Origin of the sequence: Methylobacterium sp. WL8, assembly GCF_008040045.1 — a bacterium.
Classification (GTDB): domain Bacteria; phylum Pseudomonadota; class Alphaproteobacteria; order Rhizobiales; family Beijerinckiaceae; genus Methylobacterium; species Methylobacterium cerastii.
The window spans coordinates 24,256-38,871 of record NZ_VRVF01000035.1 but is presented as its reverse complement, the minus strand read 5'-3'; the positions used below and the strand labels follow the sequence as shown (position 1 = coordinate 38,871).

Genomic DNA, 14,616 nt, shown 5'->3' with positions numbered 1-14,616 from the left:
TGCATGATCTGAGAACGGCGTCGGAACCAAAACAGTTCCATATTCGTCAGGCTAAAACACTACGCAACAGATCATGCAGTCACTGCCCATGGTTTGTACCGGTATAGAAAAACTACGCGAAGCACGATGCTTGAGGTGAACGCATTACGCATTCAGACGGCGGGTCGTGACGCAGAAACGTGGCCTAACGACCGTGGGGACGGCTTTACAGGGCGGCCTCAACTACGGTGGCGGAGCGCATCGGCGATGGCCAGGATCACAGGCGCACGCTTTCGCCGGCATCCCGACGCCGCATAGGCAGCACTCCATTCGCCGGCATGGCCACCAGCGCCGTCATGGGGATTGAGACGCCGGTCGGTCTTGCGCCCCCCCGCTATCCGGGATGGCGCGGTGCCATAAAGGAGTCAGGTCGGACTCGCGAAGAAGAAGGCCAGGCCGAACAGGACGTAGACCCCGAGGAGCAAAAGTCCCTCGAACCACGTGGTTTCGCCGTCGCGGGCGATGGCGTTGACGATGAAGGCGGTGCTCGCGATGCCGAACAGGTGCAGCGGGTTCGAGAACACCAGCGACATCGGGTGGCCCAGCGCCCAGGAGATGATGACCAGGAGCGGTGCCAGCACCAGCGCGACTTGGATGGCCGAGCCGATGCAGATGTTCAAGACGAGCCCCATGCGGTCCTCGTGCGCGAACCAGGCCGCCGCGAACAGGTCGCCGGCCGTGCCGACCAGGGCCAGTACGATCACGCCGAGAAACATCGGCGAGAGGTGCAGGCTCCCGGCGGCCTCAGTGATCGTCCCCGAGAGCATCTCGGACTCGAAGGCGATGGCGACCGTCGCGGCGATCAGGACCCCGATGGCGAACGACAGGCTCCAGTCGGCCTCGCCGCTGCCCTTGTCGTTCGAGAACACGTCGCGGTGGGTGACCAGGGTGAAGGCAAGGTTGGCGAGGTAGAGCAGCAGCAGAACGACTGAGACGCCAAGGCTGACCTCCTCGTCGGTGATGCTCAACATTTTGCCCTGGCCGGACATGCGTCCGCTTAGGTCGAACACGGCCGGCAGCAGCAGGGCGATGACGACGAGGATCAGCAGGGTCGACAGCAGGCCGGCGCGCTCCGCGCTGAACTTCTGCCGCTCCCGCGTCGCCCCGCCGACGATGATGGCGAGACCGAGCCCGAACAGGCTGGTCCCCATGATCGAGCCGGCGATCTGCGCCTGCACCACCGCGGCCTCGCCGCGCAGGAGCACGAACAGAGCGAGGACGAGCTCGGCGATGCTGCCAAAGCTGACGGTGAGCAGGCCGCCGATGGCAGGCCCGACCCGGTCGGCGAGCTGATCGGTGGCGCGTCGGACCCACTCCGCCAGGACGGCGATGGCCAGCGCGCTGGAGGCGAACACCAAGAGCGGCGAGGCCCCGACGAGGTACTTCAGCGCCGCCGAGATCGGGATGAGGACGAGGAGGACGGTGAAGACCATGTGGGGTTACGATATCCGATGGAGGTGTACCGGCCGACGCGGGACGGTGCCGTAGGCGTCGTCTCTCAGCCGACGCGCAGCGTGCGCCGTGCCACAATGCCTAGCGTCGAGCCCTGGACGATGATGGTGAAGAGCACCACCGCGTAGGTCGCCGCCAGGATCGCGGGCTTGGCGTCGCTCTCCGGGATGGAAAGCGCCAGCGCAACCGAGATGCCGCCGCGCACCCCTGCCCAGGTCAGGAACGGCACGTTGCGCGGCGAGAGGTTGCCACCCCAGCGGAACATGAGCAGGGGCGTCGAGACGGCCACCAGCCGGGCGACGAGGACGATGGGAACCGCGCAGGCGGCAAGGACCAAGCCGCTCACCTCGAAGCGCAGCACCAGCACTTCCAGCCCGATCAGCAGGAACAGGACCGAGTTCAGCACCTCGTCGATCAGCGTCCACAGCGCCGAGACGTAGCCCTGCGTCCGCTCGCTCATCGCGTCGCGCGGGGCCCGGTCGCCGACAAGGAGCCCTGCGGCGACCACCGCGAGCGGGCCGCTGAAGTGGAGCTTCTGGGCGAGCGCGTAGGTCCCGGCGACCAGCGCCAGGGTGATCAGGACCTCGACGGGGAAGTCGTCGATGGCGCGCATCGCCCGGTAGGCGACGTAGCCGGGGACCACCCCGAGGACGAGGCCGCCGCCGGCCTCCTGCACGAGCAGCTTGGCCACGCCACCGGCGCTCGTGGTCTCCCCGCCTGAGCCCGCGGCGAAGGCCACCAGCACCGTGAACAGCACGATGCCGACGCCGTCGTTGAACAGGGCCTCGCCCTGCATCTCGACCTCCAATGCCTCGGGGACCTTCACGTTCTTGAGGGTGGCCAGCACCGCCACCGGATCGGTCGGGCTGATCAGCGATCCGAAGACGAAGGCCCAGGCGAGCGGGACCGGCCTGCCGATGAGGTCAGCGGCCAGCCAGAACGCGCCGCCGACGATGGCCGTGGAGATCAGGGTGCCGACCAGCGCCAACGTCGCGACGGCCCAGGCTCGGTCGCGGAGCATGCGCAGGTCGAGGCTCATGGCGCCGGCAAACAGCAGGAACGCCAGCATGCCGTTCATCACCACGTCGGTGAAGTCGACCTGGCCGAGCACCTGGGTGAGGTCCGCGTAGAGGTGCTGGGCCGGGAAGGCGAGGTCGAGGCCGACGAGCGAGAGCGAGGCGAGCAGCCCCATCACGAGCAGACCAATGGTGTGCGGCATCCGTAGGAAGCGGCGGTTCAGCCAGCCGAACAGGGCCGAGAGGGTCAGCAGCAGGGCGGCGAGGTCGAAGATCGAGATCATGGGTGTCTCCGACCCGCTTCGAGGCGGGCTGCGAGGCCGTTTGCGGCACGTAGGTTCATCGGGACTGCAGTCGTTCGGTCGTCCCCGCCGCGGCAAGCACCGCGTTGGCCGTGGCGACGTCCTCGTCATCCCGCTTCGGAAGCGCCTTCGCACCTTGGGCATCCTGGCGGCACAGTCGCACGAGGTAGGGGAAGTGATCCGAGCCGAAGGCGTCGAGGCGTTCGATGGAAACCGTCGCGAAGCCGCCTTCGTGGAAGACGTGGTCGAGCGGCCAGCGCAGCCAGGACGAGTGCGCGTTCCAGGTCGCGACGTAGCCGTAGCCGCGGCGCGGGTCGATCAGCCCGGACAGCCTTGCCATGCGCTCCACCGCGATCTCCCAGGGCGTCGCGTTGAGGTCGCCGGCGAGGACGCCGGGCTCGACCCGTTCGCGCAGCACGGACGCCGCGGCGTAGAGTTGGGCGTCCCTCCCACGGGCGGATTGCCAGGGCTGAGGCGGCTTCGGGTGAAGACCGATGAAGTCGATGACCTCGCCGCTGCGCAGGGTGACGCCAGTCACGACCGCCGGGGTGTCCTGCTCTCCAAGGTGCCGGATGCCGCCGTTCACCAGTGGCAGCCGCGAGAAGAAGTGGAGGCCGTAGTATGACCCCGTGATCCGCTGCAGGGTATGGGGCATCGACGCGAGCACGGGCTTCAAGGCCTCGTCCCACCACGCATCGGTCTCCATGGCGAGGAACAGGTCGGGCTCCTCCCGCGCCACGGCTTCGACCAGGGGCCTGGCATTCCGATTCCCGAATTGCACGTTCGCGATCAGCACGGAGAGCCGGCGCTCGGCCGGGCATGCGTCGACCCGCATGCCGCCCGTGGGCCGATAAGGCCACAGGATCCAGGCGTTGACCGCCAGTGCGAGGGTTGCGAGCGCAAGAGCCGGAAGGGTCGACCTCGGAGTTCCCTTGAGGAAGGGGAACAAAGCCAGACCGACGACCAACGAGCCGACGGCGAAGGGCAGGCGCGGGAAGTCGAGCAGCCGGACCGCCCACCATTCGGTCGAGATCAGCGGGATCAGGCTCGCGGCGGCCAGGACGGTTGCGAGCAGGATGAGCGTATTGCGGACGAGGGCCTTCACGAACGGTGCTCGGCAGGTTGGCCCGTCTCCGGGTGGGATACGCCGGTCAGGCCGTCCCCGCGGTCGGACAGCGTCTTGAGCACGCTGATCGAGCCGTCGGTCTCAAGGACCACCGCGGAGGCCTGCGAGAGGTCGTCGAGCCCTTCCGTGCGTAGGGCCGAGAGCACGTCGTCCCGTGTCAGCCGCTGGCGGCGCATCGCACCCTCGACCAGCTGTCCCTTGTGAGCGAGCAACGTCGGCTCGGCCTTGACCAGCGACCTGACCCGCGCCGAGCGGACGCTCGACCAGGTGATCAGGTACTGCAGCCCGATGAGGGTCGCGAGGGCGAGCACCCCTTCCAGCAGCGCCACCGACTTCGTCAGGACGATGGACGACAGCGTCGAGCCGAGCGCCACGGTCACAACGAGGTCGAAGGCGTTCAGCTTGGTCAGGGTGCGCTTGCCCGAGATCCTGAGGAACAGGATCAGCGCGACGTAGGCCAGGGGCCCGACGACGATGACCCTGAGCAGACCGGACCAGGTATCGAAGAACATGGAAGATAATCTCCGGGAGTGGTCCCCGGAGGGATGGTCCTTGATATGCGATCTTCCTGTCTGGGAGGCTCGCAGACGTTCCGTTCAATCGTCGGTCAGCGCATGTCCTTGGGCAGGTGCTTGATCGGGTCGGTCCGGCCACCCTGGGTCTTGCCCTGGACCGAGCCCTCGGACTGCATGACGTCGGTCGAGGACTGGATCGCGCTCGGCGGCGCGACCTGCCCGTTGCCATCGTGGCGCACGTTTCCGGTGCCCTTCGTCGTCGAGGTTCCGGAGGGCAACGTCCCGGGCGTCGGCTGATCGATGGAGCTAGCTGCCGACTGGGCGACCGCGGGGCCTGCAAGCGCCACGCCGGAGGCGATCATGACGGTTCCGACGATGCGCCTGACGACGGGACCGGACGCAAGCCGGGCAAGGTTGGGCGAGCTCATACGAAGAGTCCTGTCGGTTCCGCGGTCATCGGGGGTGTCGATCTGAAACCTCGCCGAACCCGTTAGTTCCTGTTCCGGCCGTCAAACCGACGATGCGAGACGATCCGCTTTCGGGTGGTGTCCAACATTCCAAGCCGTCACCGGTGCCGGCCCACCCCGTGAGAGGGGTAGGCCGGCCGTGGTGTCGGGTTACTTCGGCATCAGGACGCTGTCGATGACGTGCACGACGCCGTTCGACTGGAACACGTCGGCCTGCTCGACGAAGGCGCCGCCGCCCTTCTGGTCGATCAGCGCCAGACGGTCGCCGTCCATCTTCACGGTCAGCACCTGGCCCTCGACCGTCTTCAGGTTGGCTTCGGCGCCGCCCATTTTCGCCTTGGCCATGAGTTCCTTCGCGTCAAGCTTGCCCGGCACGACGTGGTAGGTGAGCACGCCCGTCAGCGTCTTCTTCATGTCGGGCTTCAGCAGCGTGTCGACGGTGCCGGCCGGGAGTTTCGCGAAGGCCGCGTTGGTCGGGGCGAACACCGTGAACGGACCCTTGCCGCTCAGGGTGTCGGCGAGGCCGGCGGCCTTCACGGCGGCGACCAGGGTCGTGAGGTTGCTGGCCTTGGAGGCGTTCTCGACGATGGTCTTGTCGGCCATCATCGGTGCGCCACCGACCATCGGGGAGGTCTCGGCGAGGGCGGGGGCCACGAAGGCGAGGCCGGAGGCGAGAATGGCGGCGGTCAGGGTCGTACGCATCATCGAAGATCCTGTTGACGTCATCAAGCCTCGATCATCGAGGCTCATGACGACGTTACGGATCGATGTGGTTTCCAGTTCCGCCGCAATCATCACAAGAAAGTCATTCTCAAGTTGGCTATGACCAAGGATTAATTTTCGTTCATGCCACGCATCGCGCCGGTGTACTGCGGGTCGCTTGTTATGAGAGACGTTGCCAAGCCCGTTTGTCGATCCGTTTCGTGGCGGTAACTTACGAAATGTTCATGGGGCGGGCGACGATTTTTCTGAACGTTTCCTGAACGAGGACGTTGTGGCCCCGAACCGTGCAGCCTTGAAGGGCACATGCCTGGCCCCGTGGTCGGGCATCCCGACCTGCACCCTCGAAGCCCTCACCCGGAGAACGTCTTGTCCTATCGCACCATCACCGCCGCCATCGCGCTCGCTTGCCTCTCAGTCCCGGCGCTCGCACAGACGGCGCCCGCAACCCCGACCACGGGCATGAGCTCGTCCTCCGACATGGGGATGAAGATGGCCGACACCGCGACGGTGAAGCTCAAGTACGTCACCGTGAAGCCGGCCGACGTGATGTCGTCCAAGCTCGTCGGCACGACCGTCTACAACAACAAGAACGAGACCGTCGGCGAGGTCGAGGACCTGGTGATCGAGAACGGCAAGACCCTGACCGGCGTCGTGGTCAGCGTCGGCGGGTTCCTCGGCATGGGCGAGAGCTACGTCGTGCTTGACCCGTCGACGCTCGCCATCAGCGATAAGGACGGTAAGTGGATGGTCCACGCCGACACCGACAAGGACACCCTGAAGAACGCGCCGAAGTTCACCTACTCGAAGATGAAGAAGTGATCCGCCACACGAAAGGAGCGACGACTATGAAGCACACCCTCCTCGCCTCGGCGCTTCTGGCCGGCCTCGGCCTTGGCGCCTCGACCCTGCCGTCCTCGGCGCTGCCCGTGAACGCGGCCGGCATCGGCACCTCGACCGGCTCCGACCTTGTTCAGGTGCGCATGTCCCGCCGGCAGATGCGGCGCCACCGCAGCAGCGGCGGCAACGCCAACATGCCGTCGCGCCGACCCGGTGCGAAGCAGTACGGCCAGACCACGGGCGGCCCGCGTCGCTGAGACGGTCCGACATCGCCCGCGTGGATCAAGTGTCCTCGCGGGCAAACGATGAAGTGCCGCCGGCTGGCTCATCCGCCACCGGCGGCTTTCGCATGAAACGGGACTCCGCATGATCTTCTCGGAAGCGCTGGGACGTCTGGAAGGGCTTGGCCGCTCGGCCGCCGCCCTCGTGCCGGGGCTCGTCATCGCGCTCGTCCTGTTCGGCGTCGGATTGCTGGTCGCACGCGGCGTCCGGGCCGCCGTTCGCAGGGCGGCGGAACTGCGGGAGGCCTCGCCCGGCTCGGCCGCCGTCCTCGGGCGCATCGCCGGTGGCATGACGATCCTGGTCTCGTTCCTGGTCGCAGCCTCGGTGGCCTTCCCGTCCGTCTCGGCCGCCGACCTGTTCAACCTCCTCGGCATCGGCGGCGTCGCCATCGGCTTCGCCTTCCGGGACGTGCTGCAGAACCTGCTTGCCGGCATCCTCATCCTGCTGACCCGCCCTTTCGTCATCGGCGACCAGATCCGAGCTGGCGCGCACGAGGGCACGGTCGAGGACGTCTGGGTCAGGGCGACGGTGCTGCGGACCTACGACAACCAGCGCATCCTGATCCCGAATGCGACGCTGTTCGTCGACAAGATCACGATCATGACTGCGCACGATACGCGCCGACTCGCCTTCCCGCTCACCATCGGCAACGGCGACGACATGAGGGAGGCCCGCCGCGTCATCGTCGAAGCCCTGCGCGGGACCGAAGGCGTGCTCGCCGACCCGCCACCGGAGGCGCTGGTCACGGGACTCGGGGCGGCCGGCGTCGACATGTCGGCGCGGTTCTGGATCGACCCGCCACGGCGCCGCGACGCGGTGGATGCGCTCGATCACGCCATCTCGAATGTGAAGGACGCGCTCACCGCCGCCGGCATCGATTTGCCGTATCCGACGAGCCAAGTCCTCCTGCACGACCAGACCGAGGCGTCGGATGGCGACCGCACCCGGCAGCGCGAAGGTTGGCCCGCCGGCAAAAAACCACCCCGCGCCCGCTGGGAAGTGCTCCGTGAGGATCGTGCCGACCGCGAACGCGGAAAGCGCGAAGGCAGGGACTCCGAAGGGAAGGGAGACCCGGCATGAAGGCGCGCCTCCAGGCCTGGATAGAGTGGCTAGGGGACCTGTTCTGGCTCAGGCCGGCCCTGATCGTTCTCGGCTGCATCGCGCTGGCGCAACTCGGGATCTGGCTGGAGACGGCCCACGTCGCCGGCTACGACGCCTCCTCGCCGAACCAGAACTGGGGCTATTCCGGCGGGGCCGAGGGGGCTCGGGCCTTGCTCAGCGCGGTGGCCTCCTCGACCATCGGGGTCGCCGGCACGACCTTCTCCATCACCATCGCGGCCCTGACGCTGGCCTCCGGCCAGATGGGTCCGAGGCTCCTGCGCAACTTTACCCGCGACGCCCGCAACCAGATCGTCCTGGGCATATTCCTCGGCACCTTCGCCTACGCGCTGATGGTCCTGCGAACCGTGCGTACCGTGCAGGAGAGCCCGTTCGTCCCACACCTCGCGATCACTGGAGCGATGGTGCTTGCGCTGCTCTCGCTCGCCACCCTGGTCTGGTTCGTCCACCACATCGCCGCCAGCATCAACGTCGAGACGGTGGTCGACGCGGTCCATCGCGACCTCCTCTCCGCCGTCGAGGCGCGCACCCGCGACGGCCCAGGCATGACGCTCCCGGCCGTGCTACCGACCGGTGGTGGGGTCTCCACCGATGGCAGCGGTTACCTTCAAGCCGTCGACGAGGATGGGTTGGCTGGCTGGGCTCACGAGCACCGCGTCACCGTCGCCCTGCGCGTGCGCCCGGGGGATTACGTTCCGAGCGGGTTCCCGGTCGCGTTCCTCTCCGCCGGGGTCGAGGGCGCGGAGCCGGCCATTCGCCGGGCACTGACGTTCGGGCGACGCCCGGCCGCCCTTCAGGACCTGGAATACTCGATCCGGCAGCTCGTCGAGATCGCGGTCCGGGCGCTCTCGCCGGGCATCAATGACCCGTTTACCGCCGGCAGCGTCGTCGACCACCTCGGGGACGCCCTTTGCCGCGTGGCGTCGCGGCATCTGCCGACCGGAGCGGTCGCGCGCGAAGGCGAGGTCGTGGTCGTCGTGCCGGTGACCGACTACGACGGCCTGTGCGATTCGATGTTCCACATGATCCGCCAGAACGCCGCCGGCTCGGTGCATGTGCTCGCCCGGATGCTCGACGTGCTCACCCGCATCGCCGAGGTTGAGCGGCTGACGAACCGGACCGCAGAGCTCGCCCGCCATGCGGATCTCGTCATCGCCGCGGCCAGACGTGACGTCGCCGATCCGCACGACCTTTCCGATCTGGAGGCACGGCATGTCCGCTTCGTGAAGATGCGCGACGGCGACCAGCCGGCGTGAGGGCGCACGACATTCTCCGGTGCCACATCTTGGTTTCCAATCCATCGAAGGACGACCGAATGACCCGCTTCGCCCTCTCACTCCTCGTCGCGGCATTTCCCACGCTGGCGATTGCCGCACCCGTCGCCGAGCCACCCAAGGATGACGGCGTCCGCACCGGTGGGATGGGCGTCGGGACCCGCCCCACCGGTGAGGTCACGCGACCGGGCACGGACATGACGACCGCAGGGTCGGGCGCCGGGGAAGGGAAGCCTGGCGCCAAGGCCGGGGCGGTCGGATCGACCGGCGAGGGAGCCGCCAAGCCACGCTGATCGGCTGCGGCCGTTGGCCCGCGTGCAGTCGCATCGTCGCCGGCCACGGACATCCGTCGTCTTCTACCCTTCATGTCGGCGTGCGAGGAATCATGAGCGGAACCGCGTTCCGGATTGCCCGGCATGCCGCACGCGAGGCTTCGGCGGACCAGGTCAGCTTCGTGGCCTCGGGGGTCGCCTTCCGGGTCGCGTTGGCGGTATTCCCTGCAGTGGCACTGGTGGTCTGGCTAGGAAGCCGGTTGCTCGGCGCGGACGAGGTCCGCAACTTCCTTCAGGGCGCGATGCAGGCCGTGCCGGACAGCACGCGCGAGATCGTGCAGCAAGCCGTGGGCGCCTCGATGGCGAAGAATCCGGCGGATCGCGGAAGCGACCTCCTCGGCCCGGCCGCACCGCTTCTCGGCCTGGCCTTCACCCTGTGGAGCGCCAACAGCGGCATGCGTGCGCTGTTCAAGGCCCTCAACCTGATCTTCGACGTAAGGGAAGGCCGCGGCTGGCTGCGCTTCACCATCGTCACCCTGCTGTGCACGTTGGGGACCCTGGTCGTTCTGGTCTGCGCGATGACGCTGGCGGTCCTCGTGCCCCACGTGCTGCCGCAGGAGGGCCTCTACGCCGCGTTCTCTCCCCTGCGTTGGCCGGTCCTCTTCGCGGTGCTCGCGCTGGCGCTGGCGACGCTGTACCGGCTCGCCCCCTCGAACGGGCGCGAGGGGTGGCCGTTCGTCACCGTCGGGGGCGCCGTCGCCGCGCTCCTGCTGCTGCTGACCTGCGGCCTGTTCTCTTGGTTCACGGGCAAGTTCGCCAGCTTCGCAGTAACTTACGGCTCCCTCAGCACGGTCGTGGCCTTCCTGCTCTGGCTGTGGCTGTCATTCGTCATCGTGCTGTGCGGAGCGGAACTCGACGCGGCCATCGGCAGCGAGACCGGCCTCTACGGAGGTGGGTCTGCCGATGACCAGTCCGCGAACGATCCGGATCGACAGGGGTAATCGTACTTCGTCGACGCCTCGGCCCTACCGTGATCGGGCACCTGGCCGGGCCATGCCGATCCCGTGGGTCGCCGGCACGTGCGGACAAACCGCGTTCCACTTGCGGGACCCGGTTTCGCCACGGCGGCCGTCCCTTCGGTCGACCGAGCTATCCCGACGCGGTCCATCGCCCTGCCTGAACATGCGCCGGGCGGGCGCCGTGTCCCTTCCCTTGGTCGCGTTCATAGCCGCGACAGCACCGATGAGCTCAGTGCCGGTAGATTAGGTCGTGCGCGCAGCAATGGTCGAGGTAGGCCGCCTCGTGACGCCCCGACATCGCCACAACGGACTTCCAGAGCCAATCCGGTGCGTCGATTTCCGCGGTGCCGCGTTGGCGCACCGTGCGCCGCCAATCCTTGCGCGCCTCCGCGTCCATCAGCCGGCCGTGGCTGTCGCCGACCACGTAGGCGAGATAGCCCGCCACGCCGAGCGCGGACTTCGAGGCGAACTGATCGACCTCGATCTTCAGGTCCTGGGGCAGCAACTCGCGGACGAACATGGGCCGATCCATGACCCGGCCGGTAGCCATGCGTTCGCCGAGGATCGGCGAGAGGGCCCGCGCACCCGTGACCACGCGCTCGGCCGGGTCGTTGGGCATCGCCTCGGGCCGGGCTGCCGGTGCAATGGGAGCCTCGGCCTCCTTGATGTCGAACAGCGCGTAGCTCGGGGCTTTGCCGCCGTCCCGGATCTCGATGATGGCGGCATAGCGCAGCAGTTCGAGCGAGCTGCAGCCCTTCACCCAGTAGGCTGCGTCGACAACCTCGATCCGCGTCTCGGCTTCGCGACGGTGGAGCTTGAGCACTAGGTCGCGGATCGCCGGCTGGGCGAACAGCGCGACGACCGCCGTGCGCTCCTCCGCCGCCATCGGCCAGAACTTCTTGCCGGGCTCGATGGAAGGCGTCTTGTGCTTCAAGCGGTCCTTGGCGAGGTGCTTCCAGCTTCGGTCGAACGCGCAGCGCTGCGTCGCTTCGACGAGTTCCGGCGCCTTCGGGACCTCATCGCGGCGTCCCCGAGCGAGTGCCAGGGCATAGTTCCGAACGACCTCCTCGACCATGCGCGCGGTCACGGTTCCGGACAGGTCCGACGAGCGCGCGGCCGACGCAAGGGATAGGCACAGCCGGATCAGGTCGTGTCCCGGATGGCCGATCACGGATTGGTCAAAATCCCGGATCTGGACCGCGATGCTCCCATCCGATCCGGCGAGCGCGCCCAGGTTCTCGATGTGGCAGTCGCCGCAGATCCAGATCGGCGGCGTCTCAGGCAGGGCGAGGTCGGGCATCTGTCCGAGCCATTCGTAGAAATGCCGCGTGTTGCCACGAACGTAGCCGTGGGCGGTGCGCGCCATCTTGCGCAGTCGCCGGCGCTCCAAAGCAGCCTGGCGTTCACCGGGTTCGTAGATCCGATACTTCGACATGAATTAGCTCCAGCGGCCGGAGGCCGAACGGTTGGCGTTCCGCGAACGGGAATACGGTCGGTGACCATCGTTCCTCGATCAGTCAGGCCACTGCTCGATCCGGTGGCCCGGTCAAAATCCAAGTTTCTTTGGCGCAAAAGCGATGGGACCGGTCTCTCGACGTCACAGGGCCAAGCCAGTTCGCGACCATAATAGGTAGTAGGCGGCTACTATCAGCGCCGCGTAGGCGGGCGCCAGAAGAGCGCTAAGCTTCAGCAGGTCGGTCGAGGTCCAAGCTTGTCGCTCCCCGCCCTGGAAGACCAGAAGCGCCTTCGAGCTGATTGGCAGCGTCAGGCAGTAATCCATGCCGGCATTGGCCAGGAACGCGACCGCGACCGGGTTGAGGTGGAGCGCCTGCGCTAAGAGAAGTAGGGGAGGCAGGAGCGCAGCCACCCGCGCGGTGTGAGACACCATGTAAAGGTGGGCCGACATACCCAGCGCCGATAGGGCCAGCAGCACCACAAGGGTCGGGCTATCATCGGTGATCCCACTCGTCGTCAAAGCCGAGCCTATCAGCCACTTGGCGGCGCCGGTCGAGATCAGGGCGCGCCCAAGCACAAGCGAAGCTGCGATGAACAGGATCAGAGACCAGTTCACCGCCTCGACGCCTTCGTCCCAGTCGAGCACGCCGACCACCGGCATCGTGAGCAGCACCGCGCCAGCGACCGCCACGGTAGCGATGCCGAACGGGTGGTATCCCTCGGTCAACCAGAGGCCCAGCATGGCCGCCACGACCACCCCCGTTCTCCACTCGGCGGCGGATAAGGGACCGGCCTCGGCCTCGACTCTAGCCACCCGCCGCTCCCGCGTCTCGCGATCGAGGAACAGGCGACCGATCACGAAGGCCGTAACCAGGCAAGCGAGTAGGCCGAACGGCAGTCCCCAGAGCATCCATTGCCCGAAGCCGATGGTCTTGTCGGACAGACGCTCCAGCAAATCGACCGCAACGAGGTGCGACCCGGCGCCGGTCAGGCTGCAGATCGTCGAGATGACGATGACGGAGGGGATCAGCAGGCCGACGGCGCGCGCAAGGCGCTCGTCGTCGTCGGCCTCGATCAGGCTGCGATACAGCGGCAGGAGGATCGCGGCGCGTCCGGAAGTCGACGGGATCAGAAACGCGAGCGGGACGATGCCGAAGGTCATGCGCCACATCAGGCCGCCGACTGTCGTGCCGCCTCCAGTGATCAGCGCCGTTAGCCGACCGGCGAGCCCGCTCTTCGCCACCGCAGCGCCCAGGACGAAGGTGCCAATCACGAGCCACACGACCTTCGAAGCCAGCCCATCGATCAGCGCCTGTTGCTCGACGGCGCGCGTCGCGACGAGCGACAGGGCGGCGGCCACGGCGACGTAGGCGCCGTTCAGTTCGGTCAGGGTCCAGAAGATGGCGGCCCCGCCGAAGGCCAACAGCGCGGCCCTGGCCGGCCAATCGAGACTTTCCGGAAGGGACACGGCGACGCATAGCGCTGCGAGCGCGCAGGCGACCAGCAAGGTCCGCTTGGAGGACATCCTGATCATTCCCGACCGGCATCGATCTGGAGACGTCCAAGAGCGGCGCCGGCCAGGAAAGTCCGCATCATCTGCTCGGCGGTTCGCTCAAGCTGGCTTTCGACATCTCGCATCGCTTCCTGGAGCGACTGCGGACGTCCGATGGCGGAGAAGTAGGCGCATACGCCTTCCTCCAAGACCTCGCCGGACCGCTCGCCCAGGGTGCCGGCCAACAGGATCACCGCCTTGCCTGCGGCCGCGCCGCGCCGGCCCATCTCCGCCGGGATCTTGCCGCGGGCGCTCTTGTAGTCGAGGCCACCCTCAGCGGTGACGATAAGGTCCGCCCAACCGACCGCCGCGTCGACGTCGAAGAACGGGAACAGGATCTCGAAGCGCGATGTCAGCCGGGCGCCGAGCAGGGCGTGGAGCCCGGCTCCCGCGCCCCCGGACGCGCCTCCCCCGGGCATGAGGCGGACATCGACGCCGCAGTCGCGCTCGACGACCTCGGCTAGGCGGTCGAGCGCCGCGCTCATGGCCTCGACGTCCTCATTGCTCGCCCCCTTCTGCGGGCCGTAGACGCGGGCGACGCCATGGGGGCCGGTCAGAACGTTCTCGATATTGCAGGCAACATCGACCCTGACTTGGGCGAGACGCAGGTCCCGGCCGCCGAGGTCGATGCGGTCGAGCTCGGCGAGACCAAGGCCGCCGTCTGGGATGTCCCGCCCGGTTCGGTCAAGAAGACGCACGCCAAGCGCGCGCGCTAGACCGGCGCCGCCGTCGTTAACCCCGGAATCCCCACACCCGACAATGACCCTCATTGCCCCGGCGTCGATTGCTGCCAGGATGAGTTCTCCGACGCCGCGGGTAGTCGTCCGCATCGGGTCGCGGCGGTCACGGGGCACATGGCTCAAACCTGCCGCGGCGGCGAGTTCGACGACGGCGGTTCCGCGGTGGAGACCTCCGAGCACGGCGAACGACGCGTCCATCGTTTCGCCGAGCGGCCCCGTGACACGTGTCGGCCGGAGTAAACCGCCCGTCATCCGGGCAAGCGTCACGGCAGTGCCCTCGCCACCGTCCGCAAGGGCCAGTTCGCGGATATCGACACCGTTCGATGCTCGACGAAGGCCAGTCGCTATCGAACTCGCAACATGCTCGGGGTCGAGGCATCCCTTGAAGCCGGAGGGAGCGACGAGAATGCGGATACTCATGACTTG

General features: G+C 67.5%; 15 protein-coding genes. 6 read left to right on the top strand and 9 right to left on the bottom strand.

The features are described from left to right. Positions 1-404: 404 nt before the first annotated feature. The 6 genes from cax to FV234_RS14105 all read right to left on the bottom strand — a co-directional run bounded on the left by cax (position 405) and on the right by FV234_RS14105 (position 5,622). Entirely contained in the window at positions 405-1,472 is a 1,068-nt protein-coding gene (gene cax / locus FV234_RS14130) for a calcium/proton exchanger (protein WP_147829891.1), read from the bottom strand. A gap of 65 nt (positions 1,473-1,537) precedes the next feature. Next, complete coding sequence (locus tag FV234_RS14125) at positions 1,538-2,791, bottom strand: sodium:proton antiporter (RefSeq protein WP_147829889.1); 1,254 nt, start codon at positions 2,789-2,791, stop codon at positions 1,538-1,540. Positions 2,792-2,846: 55 nt separating this feature from the next. After that, entirely contained in the window at positions 2,847-3,914 is a 1,068-nt protein-coding gene (locus FV234_RS14120; RefSeq protein ID WP_147829887.1) for an endonuclease/exonuclease/phosphatase family protein, read from the bottom strand. Beyond that, positions 3,911-4,447: a YetF domain-containing protein gene (locus tag FV234_RS14115; RefSeq protein ID WP_147829885.1), complete on the bottom strand. Its 537-nt coding sequence runs from the start codon at positions 4,445-4,447 to the stop codon at positions 3,911-3,913. Before FV234_RS14115 ends, FV234_RS14120 begins: the two co-directional genes overlap by 4 nt. Positions 4,448-4,542: 95 nt before the next feature. Continuing rightward, positions 4,543-4,812, bottom strand: a complete 270-nt coding sequence (locus FV234_RS14110; protein WP_147829883.1) for a hypothetical protein — start codon at positions 4,810-4,812, stop codon at positions 4,543-4,545. Between the two features lie 255 nt (positions 4,813-5,067). Further along, complete coding sequence (locus tag FV234_RS14105; protein WP_210250891.1) at positions 5,068-5,622, bottom strand: fasciclin domain-containing protein; 555 nt, start codon at positions 5,620-5,622, stop codon at positions 5,068-5,070. A 384-nt stretch (positions 5,623-6,006) separates the two neighbouring features. Here FV234_RS14105 and FV234_RS14100 point away from each other — a divergent pair, with 384 nt between their 5' ends. From FV234_RS14100 to FV234_RS14075, 6 genes are all read left to right on the top strand, one after another. Next, positions 6,007-6,459 (top strand): PRC-barrel domain-containing protein, encoded by a 453-nt coding sequence (locus FV234_RS14100; RefSeq protein WP_246686197.1) that lies wholly within the window; start codon positions 6,007-6,009, stop codon positions 6,457-6,459. A gap of 26 nt (positions 6,460-6,485) precedes the next feature. Then, positions 6,486-6,734, top strand: coding sequence for a hypothetical protein (locus tag FV234_RS14095; RefSeq protein ID WP_147762980.1), 249 nt, complete (start codon positions 6,486-6,488; stop codon positions 6,732-6,734). 109 nt (positions 6,735-6,843) lie between these two features. Next, positions 6,844-7,839 carry a mechanosensitive ion channel family protein gene (locus tag FV234_RS14090; RefSeq protein ID WP_147829879.1) on the top strand — a complete coding sequence of 332 codons (996 nt, stop codon included), beginning with the start codon at positions 6,844-6,846 and terminating at the stop codon, positions 7,837-7,839. After that, positions 7,836-9,134 carry a DUF2254 domain-containing protein gene (locus FV234_RS14085; protein WP_147829877.1) on the top strand — a complete coding sequence of 433 codons (1,299 nt, stop codon included), beginning with the start codon at positions 7,836-7,838 and terminating at the stop codon, positions 9,132-9,134. The genes FV234_RS14090 and FV234_RS14085 overlap by 4 nt, the downstream gene beginning before the upstream one ends. Before the next feature lie 59 nt (positions 9,135-9,193). Next, positions 9,194-9,445: a hypothetical protein gene (locus FV234_RS14080; RefSeq protein ID WP_147762983.1), complete on the top strand. Its 252-nt coding sequence runs from the start codon at positions 9,194-9,196 to the stop codon at positions 9,443-9,445. Positions 9,446-9,537: 92 nt separating this feature from the next. Next, positions 9,538-10,425: a YihY/virulence factor BrkB family protein gene (locus tag FV234_RS14075; protein ID WP_147829875.1), complete on the top strand. Its 888-nt coding sequence runs from the start codon at positions 9,538-9,540 to the stop codon at positions 10,423-10,425. A gap of 247 nt (positions 10,426-10,672) precedes the next feature. Here FV234_RS14075 and FV234_RS14070 read toward each other — a convergent pair whose 3' ends face one another. The 3 genes from FV234_RS14070 to FV234_RS14060 form a co-directional block, all read right to left on the bottom strand. Continuing rightward, positions 10,673-11,878, bottom strand: a complete 1,206-nt coding sequence (locus tag FV234_RS14070) for a DUF2252 family protein (RefSeq protein ID WP_147829873.1) — start codon at positions 11,876-11,878, stop codon at positions 10,673-10,675. Between the two features lie 162 nt (positions 11,879-12,040). Then, positions 12,041-13,423: an SLC13 family permease gene (locus tag FV234_RS14065; RefSeq protein ID WP_187273684.1), complete on the bottom strand. Its 1,383-nt coding sequence runs from the start codon at positions 13,421-13,423 to the stop codon at positions 12,041-12,043. Positions 13,424-13,428: 5 nt separating this feature from the next. Then, a complete protein-coding gene (locus FV234_RS14060) occupies positions 13,429-14,610 on the bottom strand; it encodes a glycerate kinase (protein ID WP_147829869.1) in 1,182 nt (393 codons plus the stop codon). Positions 14,611-14,616 lie beyond the last annotated feature (6 nt).